This window comes from Bartonella propinqua (genome assembly GCF_047263965.1).
In the GTDB taxonomy this organism is placed as follows: domain Bacteria; phylum Pseudomonadota; class Alphaproteobacteria; order Rhizobiales; family Rhizobiaceae; genus Bartonella.
In genome coordinates this window covers 1-21,030 of the sequence record NZ_JBLEBK010000003.1, presented here as the reverse complement: position 1 = coordinate 21,030, position 21,030 = coordinate 1, and the positions used below count along the sequence as shown (strand labels likewise).

Here is a 21,030-nt window from a genome sequence, read left to right as displayed (position 1 = left end):
TTTGTCCTTTGGTTATATTTAGTGAGTGTGTGATTGGTTTTGTAAGTGAGGTTAAGTGATGTAAACAGCATTTTAAAGAAATGTATGTATGCTGGAGAGGGAAAAGCGCTTTTTCTCTCAATTAAACGCGAAATATAGCGAAAGATAATAGATTGTTTTTACAAGGTTAATAAAGGATTGAAGATAATTTCTAATGCTTTAGATTGAAAATAAATTTTGCAGAACTAGTTACATTTTATATTTGCTAGATATAAAGGGGAAGGGTATAACTATGCAATATAAGTGGAAATTAAATTGCTGGGTGCTTATGCTCAGCAGCTGTTTTGTGCAAACCGCAATTGCAGACAAAGGTAAGACACAGTTTTTTTGCTCATCTGTAAAATATAATATCAACAACAAAATACTCTATGATAAAGAGAATTTGAAAGTAGAAAAATGCATAAGTGCTAAAGCACTTACACATTCTCTCAGAGAGACACACAGTAAATCACATTTACAAAAATTGGCTAATCTTGCTACGAGCGAAAGCCTTATAACATCTTTCAACACAGAACAAAAAACCGATGACAGCAGTGTTAAACGTAGTGTGCAAGGAAAAAATATTGCAATGTTTAAAGACCCTGAACTTATTTTTGTTAAGGATGGGGCGATTTTGAAAAATTTTGTACTCGATAACAATGCACAAGCTTACATTTCTAATGATGGTGCAATAGATGATCCAGGAAGATCCATCAACAATATAATTATGAATGGTGCAGTAATTTATGTTGATGCGGGAGGTCTTAGTGAGAATAGTAAAGTTGAAAATGGTGGAGCTGAAATTGTTCGAGCTTCAAAGGGGCAACAGGGCTTTTCACAAAATGCTGTAATTAAGTATGGAGGAAAGCAAATTGTTAGTAATGGAGGAAAAGCAGAAGGGGCTGAAGTTTATGGTGGTGAGCAGTTTGTTTTCGGGGGTGTTGATGTTGGAGGGCTGGTGAAAGGCAGTACTGTTTCTAATACTATACTTTATGGTCAAGGTGAATCTCTGGGGAAGCAAAAAGTATATGATGGAGGGATAGTTTGGAATACGAAAGTTATGCGAGGAGGTGTACAAGATATTACCAAAGAAGAGCAAGGTGCAAAAAGTGGTGGTTCTGCGTTTAATACAGAAGTATTCGACAATGGTGAACAGCATGTTTGGGCGGGAGGGAAGGCTGTAGGGGTTACTTTAAATGATACTTCTATCCAAGAAGTATATGCTGGTGGATATGTAAAAAATTTGACACTTCATGATAATGCAGCATCAGTGATATATGCGGGTGCAACATTAGAAGGTGTGGCGCTGGTGAATAATTTTGGACATCTTCATCTTTATGCTGGAAATGATCAGAATCGTACTACAGTAGAAGAGATTATTTTAAATGGAAAAGATACAAAACTGTACGCCATCACTGCTAAGTCTGATGGGAAAAGTTCTTTTATTCAGAAATTAAGTGGTGAAGGTAGTGTTATTTTTTCATTTACTGGATCTGATCCGTATTACTCTCAGCTTCATGTTAACAATCTTTCAGGAAGTTTACATTTTGAGTTTAATACCGATCTTGCAAATGGTCGGGGTGATTATCTTTTCATTGAAAATGGTGAGGGTAGTCACACAGTGAGTGTTGCTGATTCTGGAGTTGAGATTACAGATTCTAATTTAAAAAATCGTGATTTAATTACTGATCACAGTGGTGGGGCTCATTTCACTTTGAAAGACCTATCTGGCAAAACAATTGATGCTATTGATGGTGGAGCCTATATGTATAGTTTGAAACAGAGAACGGATGAAAATGAAAAAATTTGGTTTTTATCCGCAAATCGCGTTGGTGCACCAGAATTTGTTATACCTGATGTAGAAAATCCATTTGCTCCGGGTGGGTTGGTAACAACTCCTTCAACTGATGCAGTATTGGATACAGTAGTGGCACCTGAGCTTATTTTTAACAATGAGCTGCAAACTATTCGTATGGGGAGAGGAGTTCTGGATAAAAGCAAAAGAGATACGGCTCTATGGACATATGCGATTAAAAGTCAAGAGCGCGTTGCTACAGGTCATACAAATTTTAAGCTTGAACAAACAGGCATAATATTCGGTGCTGATCAGTTAAACGAATTAACGCATGGAGAGTTGTATATTGGTGGTTTCGGTAGTTATGATCAAGCGCGTGTTGTTCATGCACGAGGTGGTGCTAGCAACGTAGATACCTATAGTATTGGAGCTTCCGCAACTTATTTGGATACGCGCGGATGGTATTTAGACGCTATTTTAAAATATAATTATTATCAGGATAATTTGAAAGCTGTTTCAACAAACGGTTTAGCCGTTCAGGGTGATTATAATCAGTGGGCAATAGGTGGGGCATTTGAAATGGGATGCTATTTTGAAACAGCGCAAAGCAGTTGGATGCAGCCTTATATCAAAGTAACTGGAGTACAAATTGAAGATAAAAAAATCAAGCTTTCCAATGGAATGACAGCTGATATAGGTGCATTAACTTCACTTCGTAGTGAAATTGGATTATTTGCTGGGCATGAATTTATTGTTGGTGCAGGCACTCCATTAACAACTTATATCACAGCAGCTTGGTTGCGCGAAAATATAAATAATAATCACACGACGATTAATGAACAACATAACTTTATCACTGATTTATCTGGAAATGTGGGGAGATTGGGGATTGGTTTGAACGGTTTCGTCAGTGATAAGTTAAAGCTTTATACAGAAGCTTATTATTTAAAAGGGCGTAAGATTAAGCAATTACTTCAGGGCATTTTAGGTATACGTTATAGTTTCTAAATATGTGCTTATTCTCTGATTAATTTCAAATACCATTGTTTTTTACGCTCTAAATACTCAGTGGTCAAATAATAGTCCTTGGGAGTGCATAGATAATTCTACGCTTTCTGTAGGCGATGCAATTCTTTCACCCATTGTTGTAAGTATTACAAATTGTGTTTTGAGTTTAAAACACAATTTGAATTTTTTATTTAATAGCGATATTTCAGGCAAAAATAGAAAATAATATTTTAAATTCATGCATTTACATTAGAAAATTAAATATCATGATATCATCATATAAATACATTATAACATAAATAAAACACATTATGATACAATCTAAAATAAACTACATATGTAGTGTTGGGGGGGGGGGATGTGTCTTTATTTGATGATGGAGTGTGGATTATGCGGTTTAAATGCAAATTAAGTTTTTCAGTATTGATGATTAGTAGTTGTTTTGTGCAAATTGCAGGTGCGGATGAAAAAGGGAATGGGGAGCTAAAAAATATTTCAATGGGGGGAATGTCAGTTGGAAAGGAGGTGCCAAAAGGCTCAGCACTAAGTACTGCTGTGTTCAGTAATCAAACGAAGGTAAGTGGTGTAGAGATTGTTGAGAATAAGGGGAATGCAATGGCAGCTACTGTTGAAAAAGGTGGAATGCAAATAGTTACGCGTGGAGGAACTGCAATAAATACTACGATTATTGGTGGTCAGCAGTTTGTTTTTGAGGAAAAAAGTTTTTTTAGGCTTAAGAGTGTGGATAAACATAGCGGTGCTTATGAGTCCACAGTTTCTGGTGGAGGTGGATCAATTGGGCAACAGAATGTGTATGATGGTGGAATAGCTTGGCATACAGTAATTCTTAGCGGAGGAGAACAAAATCTTTATACGGGAAATGGAGAAATTGGTGGTTTTGCATTAGCTACTAAGGTTTCTGGGGATGGTAGACAAAATGTTTTAGCAAAAGGAATAGCTGAAGGCACTACTTTGCTGAATACAGCTGTTCAAGTAGTATACCCTAGTGGGCAGATAAGTGGTTTAACAATTAACGATCATGCTAGTTCGTGGTTACACGTTGGTGCAACATCACGTGGAGAAATAATGGTCAATAATAATGGAAGTCTCTATTTGTATGCTGGCGATAAAAGAAATCATGTTATAAAAAAAAGACTTTCTGTTGTAGGCCGAAGTGACGAGGATTTATTTTTTGTTGGGATGCAGAGTAGATCTAGTATTTATCTTGATAAGCTAGGTGGTGATGGAGGGACTGTTGGTTTTGTTTCTGTCCCGTATGATTCACGCCACTTGTCACTTCATGTTGGGCAGCTTTCAGGTAATTTACATTTTAATTTTAACATTGATACTACAACTAACCGTGGTAATTATTTGGTGATCAACGATGAGAGTGTGGGTGAACATACGGTAAATGTTATAGATTCTGGTTCTGAATTTACGAATTCTCTTTCACAAAAAAATGGTGCAGTTCGGGTTTATTTGGTTACTGATAGAAGCAGAAGCAAAGATGCTAATTTTATTTTGATGAATAATTCCGGAAAAGAAACTTCAACTGTTGATGGTGGAACTTATATGTATGGTTTGTATAAAACAACAGGAAGTTCGGGTAGTAATTCTACGATGTGGTATTTAGGTATGAAGACTGACAATCCTCATTCTTCAGATGTTAGCTCTCTGCGTACGAAAAGTAGATCAACAAGCAGATCAAACGCTTCTACTACTGATGCGAGTGCAAATAAATCATCGTCGGATAGTGATTTCACTGCTAGCTCCTCTTTGTTGAGTATTTATATACGTAATATGGAGACGTTAAAACCCAAAAGGCGCCCTCCTCGGCATTTAAAAAAGAAACTGCCTACTCTTGTTCATCCAACTTCTTTTTTTTCAGAAGAACAACCTGTTGATTCTATTGTAGATGCAGATGAAAATAAAAATGGAGTGCTAACAGTGATAAGGCATGGGCAGGAGGTGCCAAAGGGCTCAGCACTGATAACTACTATGAATAATGATGTTAGAGTTAAGGATGGTGGCGTAGAAATTATTGAACATGGAAGTAGTTCACTGAAATCTACTGTTGAAAAAGGCGGAATGCAAATAGTTACGCGTAAAGGAACTGCAATAGATACTATAGTCCGCGGTGGTCAGCAGTTAGTTTTTGAGGAAGAAAGTTTTTGGCGTCTTAAAGAGAGAGAGAAACATAGCAGTACTTATAATACTGAAATTTTTGGTGTAAATGGAATTATTGGTCAACAAAATGTGTATGATGGTGGGGAAGCTTGGGGTACAAAAATTTTTAGTGGGGGGGAACAAAATCTTTATACGGGAAACGGAAAAAATGGTGGTTTTGCATCAGGTACTAGGGTTGGTGAGGGGGGTAAACAACATGTTTTAGCACAAGGAATGGCTGAAGATACATTTTTGGAGAGCGGAGCTACACAGATAGTATATCCTGATGGAAAGATAAATGGTTTAACGATTAATGGTGGTGCTAGCTCGTGGCTACATGTTGGCGCGAGAGTATTAATTAAAGAAATAAAGGTCAATAGGGAAGGGAATCTCTATTTATATGCTGGCGATAGTACAAATTTCGTTACAGAAGAACAATTTTTAGTGGAAGAGCGAAGTCCTGAAACAATTTTTTATGTTGGAAGGCGTGATAATAGGAAGAGGTCTTGGTTTGCGATTGAAAAATTAAGTGGCACGGGAGGAAATGTTCTTTTCACTTCTGTCCCTTACGATCCACGCCATTTGTCACTTCGCGTTGAGGATCTTTCAGGTAGTTTAAATTTTTATTTTAATATCAACGCTACTGGAAGTAAATATAGTAAGTACAATGGTACAAATCAATATGCCAATTATTTGTTGATTAGTAATGGGGAGGGAAATCATAAAATAAGCGTTGCAGATTCTGGCACTGAAATTACAGATTTTCTTTCAAAAAATGGTATTACTTCTTCTTATATCGTTTTGGTTGCTGATAGAACCAAAAATGGAAAAGCTGATTTTACTCTTGCAAACTACTCTGGCGAAAAAATTACAGGTGTTGATGGTGGAGTCTTTATGTATGGTTTGCAAAAGGGAAAGAGGGACATAGGAAATGGAAATAGTGTTACAATTTGGTATTTGGGTAAAAAGAATGATGCATTCAGTCTTTCAAGTCATCAACTTTCCTATGTAAGTGAGCAACCAAAGGAGCCTACGGCTGTTAACGTAGGTCAGTCATCTCATCAAAGCTCTTCTCATTCTCGAAGTCGAGGATCCGCTGTGGGGAATGATAATGTAAGAGGTCACGATAAAGCGCTTAGGTCGCGCTCTCCACGACATTTGAGGGAAAAACAGCCAGTTTCTATTTCTTCTCCGGAGCATCAAACTGCTCGAGTATCACGTTCGGATAATCGGTTTCAGCCTCCAAGTCAAAAATTGCAGCCTGTTGCTTCTCCGTCTTTAGCAGATGAGATGATTGCGCGATCAAGTGTTCAAAATCCCCTTCTTTCGCAAGTAAAGCAGGATGAAGAGATAAAGGTTTCTGATTTTTTAACCACACCTTCTACTGATGCCGTTTTGTCTATGGCAGTTGCTCCTGCACTTGTTTTTAACAATGAGGTGCAAACTGTACGTTCTGGAAGGGGAATTTTAGACAGAAATAAGAAAAATGCTTCTCTGTGGACTTATGCCATTAAGAGCAAAGAGCACGTTGCTACAGGTCATATAGATTTTAATCTTGAGCAGACGGGTATAGTGTTGGGTGTGAATGGTTTAAGCGAATTGACCAATGGAGAGTTTTATGTTGGCGGTTTCGGCGGTTATGACCAGGCACGTGTTGCGCATGCACGAGGTGGTACGAGTGGTATAAACAGTTATAGCATCGGAGCTTATGCGACTTATTTTGATCACAGTGGGTGGTATTTAGATGGTGTTTTGAAATACAATCATTATAAAAATAATCTGAAGGCTATTTCAACGAACGGTTTATCTGTTCAAGGGGATTATACCCAGTGGGCAGTAGGCACATCCTTTGAAGCAGGTTATCGTTTTAAGACGGCGCAGAGCAGTTGGATGCAGCCTTATGCTCACTTAACGTGGTTACAGGTTGAAGGTAAAAAAATCAAGCTTTCTCATGGAATGAAAGGTGATATAGGTCGAGCGGTTTCCTTACGTAGTGAGGTTGGATTATCTTTAGGGTATGAATTTGGATCTGGCACAGAGATGTCATCGATGGCTTACATTACAGCAGCTTGGTTGCGTGAGAATATCAATAACAATCACACGATGATTAATAAACAGCATAAATTTATCACGGATTTATCTGGAAATTTTGGTAAATTGGGAATTGGTTTGAGTGGTTCTGTTAGTGATAGATTAAAGCTTTATGCGGAAGGTCACTATCTCAAGGGGCGCAAGATTAAGCAGTCCCTTCAAGGTGTTTTAGGTATCCGCTATAGTTTTTAAATATGCGTTTGTCCTTTGATTATACTTAATGAGTGTGTGATTGCTTTGTAAGTGAGGTTAAGTGATGTAAACAACATTTTAAAGAAATGTATGCTGGAGAGGGAAAAGCGCTTTTTCCTTTTGATTTGTTTTCTTCTTAAATAGCAATTTAGAGAAGAAGAAGTGGAGGTTATGTAACTGATTCAGTACAACAAGACTTTATAATAGAAGCAATAATGTTATGAGAAAGAGATCAATAATCGTGGATATTTCTATTTTTTATTGAAGCTCATTCTGTTACTAACTACGTAGCTTTAAATAATTAGTGCGGATTTTTTCACAGTCACTTGGCAAGATGCTTCTTGCTCGCTATAGAACGGCTAAATAATTTTGTAAATGAAATAAAGGTGGTCAAATGGCTGTAGAACGTACTTTTTCAATGATTAAACCAGATGCAACGCGTCGTAATTTAACAGGGGAAATTACAAAAATGCTTGAGGATGCAGGGTTGCGTGTTATTGCATCTAGACGTGTGTGGATGAGCCAGCGTGAAGCTGAAAGGTTTTATGCTATCCACAGAGAGCGCCCATTTTTCAAAGAATTGGTTGAGTTTATGTCTTCTGGTCCAACTGTTATACAGGTTTTAGAAGGTGAAAATGCAATAGCTAAAAATCGTGAAGTGATGGGAGCTACGAATCCTAATGATGCACAGGAAGGGACAATTCGTAAAGTACATGCTTTATCAATTGGTGAAAATTCTATTCATGGTTCAGATAGTACTGAAACCGCAAAAACAGAAATTGCTTTTTGGTTTTCTGAAATGGAAATTGTTGGTTAATAAAAGCGTGTAAAATATAAAAGCAAGAGAATCTCGAAACAATATGTTTCGGGATCTTTACGAAGTTATAGAACTCTCTGTATCTTTAAAAGGGCGTGTAGATGTTATCATGTGTTATGGGATAACGTGTTTTAGTCCTGCACGAAAATAATCCCATCCTGTCCACAATGTGAGAAGAGCTGCAATCCATAACATAATAATACCAAATTCCGTTGTGTAAGGAACAATTTTATTGCCAGCTGGTCCTGCTAAAAGAAAGATAATTGCTATCATTTGTACAAAAGTTTTCCATTTTGCAAGACGAGAAACAGGAACACTGACTTTCAATTCAGCCAAATATTCACGTAATCCTGATACAAGAATTTCCCTGCAAAGAATGATAATGGCTGCCCACAGTGTCCATCCAGCAATAGTACTGTCTGCGGCAAGTAATAGTAAACACGCAGATACGAGAAGTTTATCTGCAATTGGATCTAACATGCGACCGATATTGGAAGTTTGTTCCCAAATACGTGCAAGATAACCGTCAAAAAAATCGGTAATAGATGCTATCACAAAAATGGAGACAGCAACCCAGCGTGCGATATCGCTCGATTGTAGTCGTCCTTCTAAAAAAAAGCATGCAACAACCATTGGCACAGCAATAATCCGTGCATAAGTTAGAATATTAGGAAAAGAAAAAGTATGATTTTTCATAGAGTCATTTTCAATTCTTTGTAAAATATGATATATTTCATAAACGTAACAAGGCAAAGATTATGAAACAAGCCTTATTTTTCATTAAAGTGATTATGAATTTTTTGTGCAATTGCGGCAGAAATTCCTGCGACTTTTGTTAAATCTTCAATAGAAGCGCCAGCAACAATTTTGCTACTCCCAAAGTGATGGAGCAACGCACGCTTTCTTTTCGGACCAATATTTTCGATTTCATCAAGTGGGTTTTTGAATGTTTCTTTTTTTCGTTTTGTTCTATGAGTTCCGATTGCAAAACGGTGCGCTTCGTCGCGTAAACGTTGCAAAAAATAGAGGATAGGATCTCGTGGGGGAAGTGTAAAAGACGCTTTACCTTTGATAAAAAATCGTTCACATCCCGCTCTACGATCAGCACCTTTAGCTATGCCCACAACTGTGATAAGATTGTCTAGTTTTAATTCAGATAATATTGTATATACGCTATTTATTTGTCCTCTACCACCATCGATTAATATAAGATCAGGCCAAATGGGAATAGGATCATCGCCTTGATTTTTTTCTCTATTGTTCTCATTAGGCAAACCTTGCTCCTTGATAAGGCGTGAAAATCTTCGTTTAATAACTTCTTTCATCATGCCAAAATCATCACCAGGTGTTATATCGGTAGAGCGAATGTTAAATTTGCGATATTGATTTTTAATAAATCCCATTTGACCTGCAACAATCATTGCACCCACAGCATTTGTCCCCATAATATGAGAATTATCATAGACCTCTATACGGCATGGGGTATGAGGAAGTTGGAATATTTCGGCAATGCCGTGAAGCAGTTTTATATGTGTGGTAGTTTCAGCAAGTTTATGTTCAAGTGCTTCATAAGCATTGATATAGGCGTGATTAACAAGAGTTTTGCGTTCTCCCTGTTTTGGTAAAGATACAAATATTTTACGATTTGCTTTTAGACTGAATGCTTCTGTTAGAAGTGCTTTTTCTTCAATTGGCTCAGATAAAAGGATGAGTTTTGGAATAGGTTTATCATCGTAAAACTGAGCAAGGAAACTTGCTAAAATTTCAGTACTAGAAAAAGATGAATCTGCTTTGGGGAAATAGGCTCGATTCCCCCAATTTTGTTTCATACGGAAAAAAAATACTTGAATACAAGTTACTCCTCCTCGCTGCGCAATTGCAAATACATCTGCTTCTTCTATAGTTTGAGGATTAATTCCTTGGTGACTTTGTATATGGGACAGGGCTGATAGGCGGTCACGGTAGGATGCTGCTTGTTCAAAATCAAGATTTTCTGCGGCTTTGTGCATAGCTTGAACCATATCATTTTTAACCGATTGGCTTTTTCCTGAAAGGAAAGCTTTTGCTTTTTTAACCAACTCTCTATAATCGCCGTCATTAATTTCATGTGTACAGGGTGCAGAACATCGTTTGATTTGATAAAGTAAACAGGGGCGTGTACGGTTTTCAAGAACTGCATCGGTACAGGTTCGCAATAAAAAGGCACGTTGTAAAACGTTGATTGTTTGTGTAACTGCGCCTGAAGAGGCAAAAGGACCAAAATAATGTGCCTTTCGCGTTCGAGCGCCGCGATGTTTGTAGAGTGCAGGTGATCGATGATCATCAGTGATAATGATATAAGGAAAGCTTTTATCATCACGCAGTAACACATTAAAACGTGGATTCAACCTTTTGATAAGATTAGCTTCTAAGAGTAGTGCTTCTGTTTCTGTGTGGGTGATAACAAATTCCATATGGTATGTCGCACGAATCATGCGGGTAATGCGGTTATTGTGTCCCTGTTCACGGGTATAGTTTGAAACACGTTTTTTTAGATTACGCGCTTTACCCACATAAAGAACATCACCATTCTCATCCAACATTCGATAAACCCCTGATTTGTGTGGAAGATGTTTTACAAACTCCTGTATGAGTTTTGTGCCTTTGAATTGGCTTTTATCATCTCCCTGATTGGCGTTGTCCCATGTAATGTTAGAGAAAAAATATGATTTTTCTCGTTCATTTTGGGGACAAGTTGTGTTATTTTTCAAATTCATTTGGTTTATCCAGAGGTGTTTTGTGTGTTCCATATGAAATAGTTTTTTTATCAAGTGTTATCATTTACGTAATTATGGTTTTTTCCTATAAGTAACGCATTATGATATGAGATTGCGTGATTTTGAGGTTATGATTTTTTTAAAAATATGGAGACAATTTTAGAATAATAAATCTGTGATGACTAGAAATCGCCTAAAATAAACTTTGTTAAAAAAAATCAAAGAGGCTATAGTACAGTGTTTTTTTCTGAACCAATTTATTTTCGTTCAAATTTATACATAATAGAGAGCCTTACGATTATATACAGTTTTTATGATAAGCTTACTAATAGCATTAAGGGTATTACGTATAATCGGTACTTATAATACACGCAATACTGTAATAATAAAACTCTATAAAAAGAGTTATTAAGCAACTATTTTAGATATGCACTAAACTAATTTGCAGATTTGAAGTGTTTAAAACATGAAGAAAAGTAAAAAAGTTAGAAATATTCGTGTTTTTTTAAGAGCAATAGAAAAATTTTCTACTTCATTTTGTATCTTAGACAACAGTTTTTCATAGCTTTTTTGCTGTGCCATAATGTTTAATACGTAAAATAAAGCTGCTGTTTTTTATTTTTAGAGCATATTTAATGACTTGTTAAAAAATATTTTTTTATGCGATAGGGCATGTTAATGCTATATATTAAATATGAGTACAAATTGTTAATCATGTTTATTATAGGTAATATAAATTTTTTCCATTTAAAATTTCATAAATATGATCTAGGTATCCGTAGCAGAGAAGAGATTTTTAGGGCTTTAATTTTTATATATGATACCGAAATATAGTTTTTAAAAATTGACATCAGATGTATAAACTGTCTCAATTAAATTAAGGCTTATTGATCAAAATAAGCATCAAGGTATTGCGATAATGTCAGAAATAAAAGCTATGATCGTTAGCATTTCTGGTTTTTCCCTGAAAGATGATGAAAAAGTGTTCATTGCTAAATATAAGCCTTGGGCTTTTATTTTATTTGCACGCAATATTGGTACAGCAGATGATGTCAAGGCACTTACCACGTCTTTACGTGAGGTAAGTGAGCGTGATGATATTTTCATTTTTATTGACCAAGAAGGAGGAAGAGTGCAACGTTTGCTTCCACCTCTGGTGCCTCATTATCCCGCAGCTGAAACTTTGGGGAGGCTATATAAAAAAGATCAGGATAAGGGAGTCCGTGCTGCATGGGTTATGTCTCGACTTCATGCTTTTGATTTAATGAGGTTTGGCATAAATGCTAACTGTCTTCCTGTTTTAGATATTCCAGTGGTAGGTGCACATAATGTTATTGGAACACGTGCCTATGCTCAGGAGCGAGAAATAGTTACAGCTTTAGGACGTGCAGCTGCTGAGGGGCTTTTGGATGGAGGTGTTTTGCCAGTGATGAAACATATTCCTGGACATGGGCGAGCGCTTTCGGATACGCATTTTGAATTAGCACGTGTCGATGCACCACTTGATATTTTAGAAAAGTATGATTTTTTACCTTTTAAAAATTTAGCTAATTTGCCAGCTGCGATGACTGCACATATTGTTTATGAGGCAATTGATAATAGGATTCCTGCAACACTGTCTGAGAAAGTTATTAAAAATGTTGTTCGTAAGAAGATAGGGTTTGACGGGCTTTTAATGTCAGATGATGTGTCAATGAAAGCTCTTTCAGGGAGTATATTTTCGGAAAATTTTTCAGATTTAACACGTAAAGTTTTTGCTGCAGGCTGTGATATTATTCTTCACTGTAATGGTAATTTGGAAGAGATGCTAGCTATTGCGCATGCAACTCCATTTTTAGAAGGAAAAGCGCTAGAACGTGCATATGGTGCCTGCAATAGTGTTTCACAGCCCGATAGATCAGATGAAGTTTCCTTAAGAGAAGAGTTTTCAAATCTTTTAACTTTTATTTAAAGATACTTATTACTTTTTATTTTGTGTTTATCTGACCTTATTATAACGTGTTGAAAAAATTGTTGATAGGGACAGCTAAACTGTAACAAAAAGTGTGCGATAGCTTTTCATTTGATAAAAATATAAAGTTTAATATAGTGATACTTTGTATATTTCCTTACAGAGTGAGCGTGAATAAAACTATGGAGAGGGAGTGATGAGGAGTATTTTTTACCAACATGTTTGATTGTTATTTTCATGATTATCCTTGTACTTTTTGGGTGTGAAAAAGTTTCTAAGTTAATGGATGATGTTGCTAAGAATATGAAAGCTTTTTAAACGATATGAGGGAAGAAGAGAACAGTCTAGAGGATAAGTATGAAATGGTTACTTATTTTCAGATAGTTGATATTGGATATTAATCGTTATCAGCAAAGCTTGCAAAAAAGATTCTTTTTTTATGAAGTAGTTAAGATACCTATTTATAAAAATGGTTTATAAAGTAACAAAAGCACTATTATAATTGTGCATTATTTTTTTAAAATAACGCGCATATAAACAATGTTTGAAATTGATGAGGGAGGGTTTTCCGTAATCTTACTTTCATTGTTGTAGTTGTGCTAAAAGATTTTTCTAAAACGTTAAGCAGAGTGGTAAAAGCAATACCTATGTGCGTTCAACAATAAATGAATTTTATCATTAATTTGGTGATGCAATGAGATAAATTGAGCTTGATGATACAAAAAACATTATCAGATATTCGTATCCTTAATTTGCACAAGAATTTAAAAAAGACTTTCAATCCTATTTTACGAGCTGTAAAAGGAGATGAGAGTTTTGGTGTAAGCACACATACTCTGAACTTAAAAAAGATAAAAAGTTTTTAAAGTGTAATAAAAAAAATCTTATGAAAATTGAATAATATCTAATAATTTTCATAATTTTGGGAGCATTTTAGTCGTTTTTAAAGAGAAAAGAAGTGCATCATGAAAATCCTAAAAAGATAAAGTTGACGCCAATATAACGCTGCTTTTAGAATACTTAACTGAATTTCATCGGCGAATTATTTCTATTTTGATTGCGTTTTTTATGACTTTATCCGTAGACAATAACAATTGTTAGGTGGATAAAGTAAAAATATTCATCTGCAATTAACACAAATATAAAAAAATCCTCTTTAAGGAAGATAGAATTTTCTGCTTTTGATGTAGCTATGTTTTCCTTTTCCTTATACAGATTTTCAGTTTTATAACTTTATTACAGTTAGGCTTTATGAAAATAAGCGTATAGCTTTTTTTCATTTTTTATTGGTGGAATTATTTTATTTTGGTTGGTGATGCGTTTGTTGATGCTTTTTGAGCGCTGATAGTACTTTAGTTTAAATTTTTTTGGCAATTTCTTCCTTATCATTGATTTTTGAATGAAAGCTAAATTTAAAACATCTTATGTTTTGGTATCCAAATAAAAGTGAGCTATCTCCGTTTTTTATAGTTATAGCAATAATCATTCCATTAGATTTATGTTTGCAGTGGTTTTACTTATAATAGAGTTTTACGAAATTCTAATTTTAATTGCTTACTGAAAAAAAATAAAAAACCTCTTCATAAAAATTTATATCTTGTATGGTAAGGGATTAAAAAACGATGCAAATGAGGAATTTTGATGCTTGATATTAAGTGGATTCGTGAACACCCTGAAAAATTAGATGAAGCGTTAGCAAACAGAGGTATTGAGCCGCAAGCTGAAAGGTTAATAAAACTTGATCTTGAGCGTCGGTCGTATGTTGCTAAAGTGCAATTTGCGCAGGAACGCCGTAATGCGGCGTCAAAAGAAATAGGACAGGCTTTAGCTGCGGGTGACCAAAAAATGGCTGAACGTGTTAAAGCTGAGGTTGAAGAAATTAAAGTTTTTCTTTCTTCTGCTGTAGCAGAAGAAAAGCGGTTAACTGAGAGCTTTGAGAAAGCTCTTTCAGTACTCCCGAATATTCCATTGGATGATGTTCCAAAAGGTAAAGATGAAAGCGATAATGTTGTTATTCGACATTTTGGTACACCTCCAACGTTTGACTTTACACCAAAGGAACATTTTGATCTTGGTCAAAACCTTAAGCAGATGGATTTTGAGCGGGCAAGTCGTTTGTCTGGTACACGCTTCACAGTTCTTTCAGGAGCATTGGCACGGCTTGAACGCGCATTGGGTCAGTTTATGCTGGATGTGCATGTTGAGGAGCATGGTTATACAGAGGTTTCAGTACCTTTTCTTGTGCGTGATGAAAGTGTTTACGGAGCAGCTCAGTTACCAAAATTTGCTGATGATCTCTTTCGGACTACAGATGGTCGGTGGCTTATTTCTACAGCAGAAGTACCGTTAACTAACTTAGTAAACAATGAGATTCTTCAAGAATCGGATTTGCCGTTGCGATTTTCTGCTTTGACTCCCTGTTTTCGTTCAGAGGCAGGCTCTGCAGGTCGTGATACACGTGGTATGTTGCGCCAACATCAATTTTGGAAAGTGGAGATGGTATCAATTACTACCGAAGAGCAGTCTTTAATTGAACTAGAACGCATGACAGAATGTGCAGAAGATGTGTTGAAACGGCTTAATTTGCCTTTTCGTACGGTAGTTCTTTCTACTGGTGATATGGGATTTGCTGCACGTAAAACTTATGACATTGAGGTTTGGCTCCCTGGTCAGGAGTGCTATCGTGAAATTTCCAGTTGTTCAGTTTGTGGAGATTTTCAAGGGCGGCGTATGAATGCTCGATATCGTAAAGAAGGTGATAAAATATTACATTTCGTTCATAGTCTCAATGGTTCTGGTACGGCTGTTGGTCGTTGTCTTATCGCTATTCTTGAAAATTATCAGCAGGCTGATGGGTCAATTATTGTTCCAGATGTTTTACAGCCCTATATGAGAGGCGTGTGTTGTATTACTGCTTGATTTTGCAAAAGGAGAACCAATATGTGTTTATCGCTAACAGATGATGGCATGCAAACGCAAAGTTTTGTTGTTTTTAAAAAAATAGCTTACCTACACAGAAAAATAACTACTCCATTGGAGAGCAAATGATACTATGGAGCAAAAGGGTGTTTTACGATTTCGTGAAAAATTGGCAGCTCTTGTCTTGAAAATGCGTAGTAAAGGCATTGATGATGTTCGCTTTTTTACAGCATTTGAGAGGATTTCACGTCAACAGTTTGTTGCAGCTCCTTGGCTCAACAATGCTTATGATAATAAAGTGATTCCAATTGAGTGTGGTGAATATATTGAACGCTTAGAGGAGCAGCTCCTGATTCTTTTTGCGTTATCGTTAAAAAAGAAACATCGTGTTTTAGAAATTGGTACAGGTTCTGGTTTTTGTACAGCTCTTATGGCATGTCTTAGTGACCGTGTGATAACAATTGATCGCTATAAAACACTTGTTGATTTGGCACGACAAAAATTTCAAACTTTAGGAATTGAAAATATCATTGTAAGGCAAATTGATGGAAGCCGTACTGTAACAGGTTTAGGATCATTTGATCGTATCCTTATTTGGCCATCATGCTCTCGTGAACCAAAAGGGTTTTTAGAACTTTTAGCTGAAAATGGGATTCTTATTCAAGCTATAGGTCCAGATGAAGGAGTACAAATGGTTACGCGTTATACAAAAGTTGGCACTCAATTTGAACGCTCAAAAATGTTTCAAGTCCGCTACCAACCTTTTATTGAAGGCATAGCAGAGGTACTTTGAAATTACAGTATTACGAGAACCTTCACACTCTTCAATGATAAATTCATTTTGATTTTATTGTCAAGATATTTATGTGAAAAATACCTGATTTTAACTCTTAGGTAATATTAAAAAGTTTTAATAAAGTGAATTGAATATTGGCGGATGAGAAAAATTATGTATTTCAAAACTTTAGGTAATATTTTTCAGCGTAATTTTCAATGTATAGCTTTTTTGGTGATAACAGTGATTATTGCAGGGTGTAGTTCTGGTACGCAACGTTTCGATAATTTTTTCTCTCATCATGCAGTTTCTGCTCGATCAGATGAATCTGCAGTTTTTTCTGATGATCCGCAGATGCTATCATATGGTGACATGATACAAAGCACTGAATTACCGCCTGTGGAGTCAAGTAGTGATCAATGGAGCTATGACAGTACTCCGTATAACTCTTCAACACAAGGCAGAGAATCTGTTTCTGATGGGCAAATTATAGGGGAGCCGCCACGCAATCTTGGAACGCTCTCTCGTTCACAAGTGAGCGATACTTCTGTTGTTCGGAAAAATTCTTATATTGTTCAGAGTGGGGATACATTATTAAGCATTGCGCATCAAACGGGGGTTAGTATTGATACATTAAAATTAGCAAATGGCATAAAAAATAACTCTATTTATATTGGTCAGATTCTTACAATTCCAAGCAAGCGTACAGTAGCGGATTCAAATGCAACAAATAATAATTTATTTGCATCAGCACAAAAATCTTCATTTCAAGCTAGATCTTCCAAAAAATACGAAAAGATTCCACCTACATATAAGAAGCCTGCACCAGTTGTACCTTCTGAAAAAATTAGAAAATCAGATATTCAAAAAAATTCTTCTCAACAGATGATAGCGTTGAGTCACGGAAATGGTCTATCAGATACAGTTCCTCGTACAAATAATAAGCTTCCTTTGCAAGCAACAGGAATTTCTAAGATGCGTTGGCCAGTACGAGGGCGTTTATTAAGTCAGTTTGGTCAAAAAAAAGGGACAGAAATTAATCGGGGAATAGATATCGCTGTGCCTGTAGGCTCATCGGTAAAAGCTGCGGAAAATGGTGTTGTTATCTATGCGAGTGATGGGTTAAAAGATCTCGGTAATGTTGTCATGATTCGACATGAAGATGATATTATCACTGTTTACGGATATAATAGTAAACTCGTTGTTAACAGAGGACAAAGGATACGGCGTGGTGATGAGATTGCTAAGTCTGGAGTTTCAGGAAATGTTAAGACTCCACGTGTCCATTTTGAGGTACGTAAAAATCGTATACCTGTCGATCCTATCAAATATTTAGAAAACTGATTAATAATGGTTTTATTTAAGAAATTTATAGCTCATATAGATTTTAAGTCAAACAATCGATAGATTCAATCTAATCATGCATATTTGAGCCAACAGTTCTATACGTTTGAAGGTAGTTGATCCTTCTTTCAATTAGAGAATAAAAAGTCATTTTGTATCATTTGTTTTTTTGAATAGTAAAAATATTTATATTTGTAAAAGAATAAATCTGTTTTTTAGAAATTTTTGCTTGTTGCCTTCTGTTTCTTGAGGATTTATTACTTTTTGGTAAGATTACAGCTACGTTGTGTAGTTATCGATATGTGTAATATTTAAAAAAAACTTATTTTAGTAAAGTGGGAAAGACCTGAAGTTTAATCTATAGGAGATAAAAATGTTTATTACCAACGCTTATGCTCAAGTTGCAGGCGGTGTTTCCAACGGGGTCTCATTTGTTACCTTTGTTCCGTTCATTTTAATTTTTGGAATTATGTATTTTTTTATTATTCGCCCACAGCGTGCACAAATGAAAAAACGGCAAGAAATGCTTAGTGCTGTACGTCGTGGTGATACAGTTGTAACAGGGGGTGGTATTATAGGAAAGGTGACGAAAGTCCATAATGAGAGTGATGAATTAGAGGTTGAAATTAGTGATGGTGTGCATATTCGCGTTATTCGTTCAACATTGGCGGATGTTCGCGTTAAAGGCAAACCTATTGCGGAAAAGAAATCAAAACTTGATACTAAAATAAAAGCACCGCAAAAGTCTAAAACTACAATGAAGGCAAGTGTAGGGGAATCTGATGAGGCAAAAGCTGCGTCAAAAGAAGACAAACCTTAAAGTATAGTTACAGTTTATTAAGTTTTTAAACTGATTTTTGTAAAGGCGAATGGCTTTTATATAAAAGCCATTCTGCTTAGATGGGTTATTTTATGGTTGGGAAACAAACATTATATCTTTTTTATTCTGTGTGAGGTCATTTTAAAAAATTGTTTCAATTATGGAGTATTGAGACAATTTTTACTACCCTTTAAACGATGCCATTGTTGCGTATGGCGGAAATTGCTTATTTTTGAGTAAAATAGACTAAGATAAAATTTTCTTTTTTAAATTTGTATGTTTAAATGGATGTGGTATTTGATCGCGTCTTATTGTAAATTTCTCTATATTGTCTTGAAACATTTTTCATGTATTGCTTTTTGTATTGTCGTGGGTAGTGTTTTGATATGAAAATTTTGCGTTAACATTGCTATATGGGTTATTATTAATATATCAGTGTTTTATTATCACTCCTTTGTGTGATTTATAAGGGAAAGCGCAATTGGGGTTTTAAATAAAGGACATTTAGGTATGTTTCATGCAATTCAAATTCGTGAGGCGCATTTTCCAGGGCGGGCACCTATTGACGCTTATGGGAATGGTGGGTTTCGTTTTGCTGATATGTCACATAAAGGTTCTATTATTTGTGTACCATCGGGTATCTATGGTATCGATATGGCAGAACCTATCCCCACTCCAAAAGATATATCTCGTGTTTTAAAAGAGTCAGAAGGAATTGAAGTTTTATTGATAGGTACGGGAACCGAATTATTAAGGTTACCTGAAGAGTTACGGGTGCTTTTATGGGAAAAGCATATTTCATCAGACACAATGAGTACAGGGGCAGCAGTGCGTACATTTAATGTTTTGTTAGCTGAAGATCGTGCAGTTGCTGCGTTATTGTTTGCGGTAGAGTAATCAATACCAAATAAAATCAATGTGTTAACTCAATGTGAGGGAGTTGTATGGTTGTTGATTCTATTAAGTTTTTTTGGGGTCTATCCCTCATTTTTTTGAAGCTTTTTGATTGCTTCGAGAGCGAGTCTTTTGCGGTCAGCACTCTTAGTGTAAAGAGACGCCATACTGTCTTCTGTCCAGCCAAAAAGTGCTTTTAATTGCGATAAGGTTGCACCTGAATTGGCAGCACGTGTTGCTGCTAATTTTCTTAATCCATGTGCTGATTTTTTAATGCCAGCTTGTGTGCACGCTTTATAAAATAGAACACCAAAGCTTTCTTTGCTAAATTTTTTTCCGCTTTTTCCACAAATGAATGTTTCATCTCCGATAGGACCAATTGCAAGTGTTTCTGCAAGTTCAGGCAAAATAGGAAGAAAGACATCTGTTTGAAATTTGCTTTTTTCCGTTTTTAAATGAATGATATTATCTTTTACATCTTTCCAACCAATTCGTACTGCGTCACCGCGTCTTAAACCTGTGTAAAGAAGGACATCAATCCAAACGCGTTCATGCGTACCATGATGCCATTGATTATAATATTTTTCTACGTCTTCCTCTATCCAAGCAGGAAATCCATTCTTATTTTTGAGAGGTGGACTTTTAATTCCTAAGGCTGGGTTATTTTCCAAAAATCCTTGATCGATTGCCCATTTAAAGAGGCTGCTCATTGTTCTTAGAAAATTTTTAGCAGTTCCGGGTGTTTCTTTACGTCGTTCAACACTAGCTATGATATGCGTTTTTTTAATTGCTTTGTATGGAATATTTCCTATGGAGTCGGAAACTTTCATCAGAATATGTTCTTTTTGTTTTTTTGTACCTTTAGCAAGACTATGCCAATTGACGCTGTTAAAATATTGTTTGAGAAGCCATGCAAATGAACCTTCAATAAGTTTTCCTACTTTAGGTTTAGGAGGGATGATACCTTGCAATTCAGCAAGCGCTCTTTTGTAGCTGTCAGTAAATTCTTGCGTTCCATAGGTTCCATGCACTCTACGTCGTGATCCATGACCGATACGTACATACCATACAATTTTACCATGCTGGGTGATTTGTTTAACAAGATGAGGGGGACGTGGTTTAGGCATGGTAATTTCACAGCTTAGAGAAAAGAGCTTCGTAATACTCGTCTTTTGACAACTCTAATAAACTGTCTGGATGGGTAGCTGTCTTAGGAACTTCGATTCCAGTTTTAAGATAGATTAACAATTCGCCAGTGGGTTTGATTTCTACAACTTCGGCTCCTTGTTTTTTGGCTTCTCTTAAAGCACGAGCAATCGCTGGCTGGGTTATGGTAGGTTGACGGTGAGCCATATTTAGTCTCCTAATTTTAGATGCAATTCACTTGTGACGTGAATCACGCATTTAATGAAAAGTTGTTATGAGAGAGGGCGGGGATGCTAGGGAGGAGACAGCACCCCCATAACGTTAAGCAGCCTTAGTCA

General features: G+C 36.1%; 13 protein-coding genes. 9 read left to right on the top strand and 4 right to left on the bottom strand.

The genetic code is table 11. The features are described 5' to 3' along the window. Positions 1-271: 271 nt before the first annotated feature. From bafA (ACMFKV_RS03025) to ndk, 3 genes are all read left to right on the top strand, one after another. Positions 272-2,821 carry a BafA family autotransporter gene (bafA, locus tag ACMFKV_RS03025; protein WP_413154468.1) on the top strand — a complete coding sequence of 850 codons (2,550 nt, stop codon included), beginning with the start codon at positions 272-274 and terminating at the stop codon, positions 2,819-2,821. 390 nt (positions 2,822-3,211) lie between these two features. Further along, positions 3,212-7,270, top strand: coding sequence for a BafA family autotransporter (gene bafA / locus ACMFKV_RS03020; protein ID WP_413154466.1), 4,059 nt, complete (start codon positions 3,212-3,214; stop codon positions 7,268-7,270). Positions 7,271-7,664: 394 nt separating this feature from the next. Next, the gene (ndk, locus tag ACMFKV_RS03015) at positions 7,665-8,087 is read left to right on the top strand and encodes a nucleoside-diphosphate kinase (protein WP_336287851.1); all 423 of its coding nucleotides are present in this window, start codon (positions 7,665-7,667) and stop codon (positions 8,085-8,087) included. Positions 8,088-8,201: 114 nt separating this feature from the next. Here ndk and pgsA read toward each other — a convergent pair whose 3' ends face one another. Then, a complete protein-coding gene (gene pgsA, locus ACMFKV_RS03010; RefSeq protein ID WP_413154465.1) occupies positions 8,202-8,783 on the bottom strand; it encodes a CDP-diacylglycerol--glycerol-3-phosphate 3-phosphatidyltransferase in 582 nt (193 codons plus the stop codon). Between the two features lie 74 nt (positions 8,784-8,857). Further along, positions 8,858-10,843 carry an excinuclease ABC subunit UvrC gene (gene uvrC / locus ACMFKV_RS03005; protein WP_413154464.1) on the bottom strand — a complete coding sequence of 662 codons (1,986 nt, stop codon included), beginning with the start codon at positions 10,841-10,843 and terminating at the stop codon, positions 8,858-8,860. A 919-nt stretch (positions 10,844-11,762) separates the two neighbouring features. Between uvrC and nagZ the strand changes: the two genes are divergently transcribed. The 6 genes from nagZ to ACMFKV_RS02975 all read left to right on the top strand — a co-directional run bounded on the left by nagZ (position 11,763) and on the right by ACMFKV_RS02975 (position 19,549). Further along, positions 11,763-12,794, top strand: a complete 1,032-nt coding sequence (gene nagZ / locus ACMFKV_RS03000; protein ID WP_336287849.1) for a beta-N-acetylhexosaminidase — start codon at positions 11,763-11,765, stop codon at positions 12,792-12,794. A gap of 1,641 nt (positions 12,795-14,435) precedes the next feature. Next, complete coding sequence (gene serS, locus ACMFKV_RS02995; RefSeq protein ID WP_413154463.1) at positions 14,436-15,713, top strand: serine--tRNA ligase; 1,278 nt, start codon at positions 14,436-14,438, stop codon at positions 15,711-15,713. Positions 15,714-15,846: 133 nt separating this feature from the next. Beyond that, positions 15,847-16,506 (top strand): protein-L-isoaspartate(D-aspartate) O-methyltransferase, encoded by a 660-nt coding sequence (locus tag ACMFKV_RS02990; protein ID WP_336287847.1) that lies wholly within the window; start codon positions 15,847-15,849, stop codon positions 16,504-16,506. Between the two features lie 156 nt (positions 16,507-16,662). Then, entirely contained in the window at positions 16,663-17,832 is a 1,170-nt protein-coding gene (locus tag ACMFKV_RS02985) for a peptidoglycan DD-metalloendopeptidase family protein (RefSeq protein WP_413154462.1), read from the top strand. A 373-nt stretch (positions 17,833-18,205) separates the two neighbouring features. Beyond that, positions 18,206-18,652, top strand: a complete 447-nt coding sequence (gene yajC / locus ACMFKV_RS02980) for a preprotein translocase subunit YajC (protein WP_413154461.1) — start codon at positions 18,206-18,208, stop codon at positions 18,650-18,652. Between the two features lie 510 nt (positions 18,653-19,162). Continuing rightward, the gene (locus ACMFKV_RS02975) at positions 19,163-19,549 is read left to right on the top strand and encodes an Mth938-like domain-containing protein (RefSeq protein ID WP_336287844.1); all 387 of its coding nucleotides are present in this window, start codon (positions 19,163-19,165) and stop codon (positions 19,547-19,549) included. 80 nt (positions 19,550-19,629) lie between these two features. Here ACMFKV_RS02975 and ACMFKV_RS02970 read toward each other — a convergent pair whose 3' ends face one another. Then, positions 19,630-20,673 (bottom strand): tyrosine-type recombinase/integrase, encoded by a 1,044-nt coding sequence (locus tag ACMFKV_RS02970; protein WP_413154460.1) that lies wholly within the window; start codon positions 20,671-20,673, stop codon positions 19,630-19,632. A 7-nt stretch (positions 20,674-20,680) separates the two neighbouring features. Further along, positions 20,681-20,899, bottom strand: a complete 219-nt coding sequence (locus tag ACMFKV_RS02965) for a hypothetical protein (RefSeq protein WP_413154459.1) — start codon at positions 20,897-20,899, stop codon at positions 20,681-20,683. Positions 20,900-21,030 lie beyond the last annotated feature (131 nt).

What these genes read in the sequence shown, in the direction of transcription:
- serS (WP_413154463.1), top strand. Translation starts at nt 14,436, where the DNA reads ATGCTTGATATTAAGTGGATTCGTGAACACCCTGAAAAATTAGATGAA.
- uvrC (WP_413154464.1), bottom strand. Translation starts at nt 10,843, where the DNA reads ATGAATTTGAAAAATAACACAACTTGTCCCCAAAATGAACGAGAAAAA.
- ACMFKV_RS02985 (WP_413154462.1), top strand. Translation starts at nt 16,663, where the DNA reads ATGTATTTCAAAACTTTAGGTAATATTTTTCAGCGTAATTTTCAATGT.
- nagZ (WP_336287849.1), top strand. Translation starts at nt 11,763, where the DNA reads ATGTCAGAAATAAAAGCTATGATCGTTAGCATTTCTGGTTTTTCCCTG.
- bafA (WP_413154468.1), top strand. Translation starts at nt 272, where the DNA reads ATGCAATATAAGTGGAAATTAAATTGCTGGGTGCTTATGCTCAGCAGC.
- bafA (WP_413154466.1), top strand. Translation starts at nt 3,212, where the DNA reads ATGCGGTTTAAATGCAAATTAAGTTTTTCAGTATTGATGATTAGTAGT.
- ACMFKV_RS02965 (WP_413154459.1), bottom strand. Translation starts at nt 20,899, where the DNA reads ATGGCTCACCGTCAACCTACCATAACCCAGCCAGCGATTGCTCGTGCT.
- ACMFKV_RS02990 (WP_336287847.1), top strand. Translation starts at nt 15,847, where the DNA reads ATGGAGCAAAAGGGTGTTTTACGATTTCGTGAAAAATTGGCAGCTCTT.
- ACMFKV_RS02970 (WP_413154460.1), bottom strand. Translation starts at nt 20,673, where the DNA reads ATGCCTAAACCACGTCCCCCTCATCTTGTTAAACAAATCACCCAGCAT.
- yajC (WP_413154461.1), top strand. Translation starts at nt 18,206, where the DNA reads ATGTTTATTACCAACGCTTATGCTCAAGTTGCAGGCGGTGTTTCCAAC.
- ndk (WP_336287851.1), top strand. Translation starts at nt 7,665, where the DNA reads ATGGCTGTAGAACGTACTTTTTCAATGATTAAACCAGATGCAACGCGT.
- pgsA (WP_413154465.1), bottom strand. Translation starts at nt 8,783, where the DNA reads ATGAAAAATCATACTTTTTCTTTTCCTAATATTCTAACTTATGCACGG.
- ACMFKV_RS02975 (WP_336287844.1), top strand. Translation starts at nt 19,163, where the DNA reads ATGTTTCATGCAATTCAAATTCGTGAGGCGCATTTTCCAGGGCGGGCA.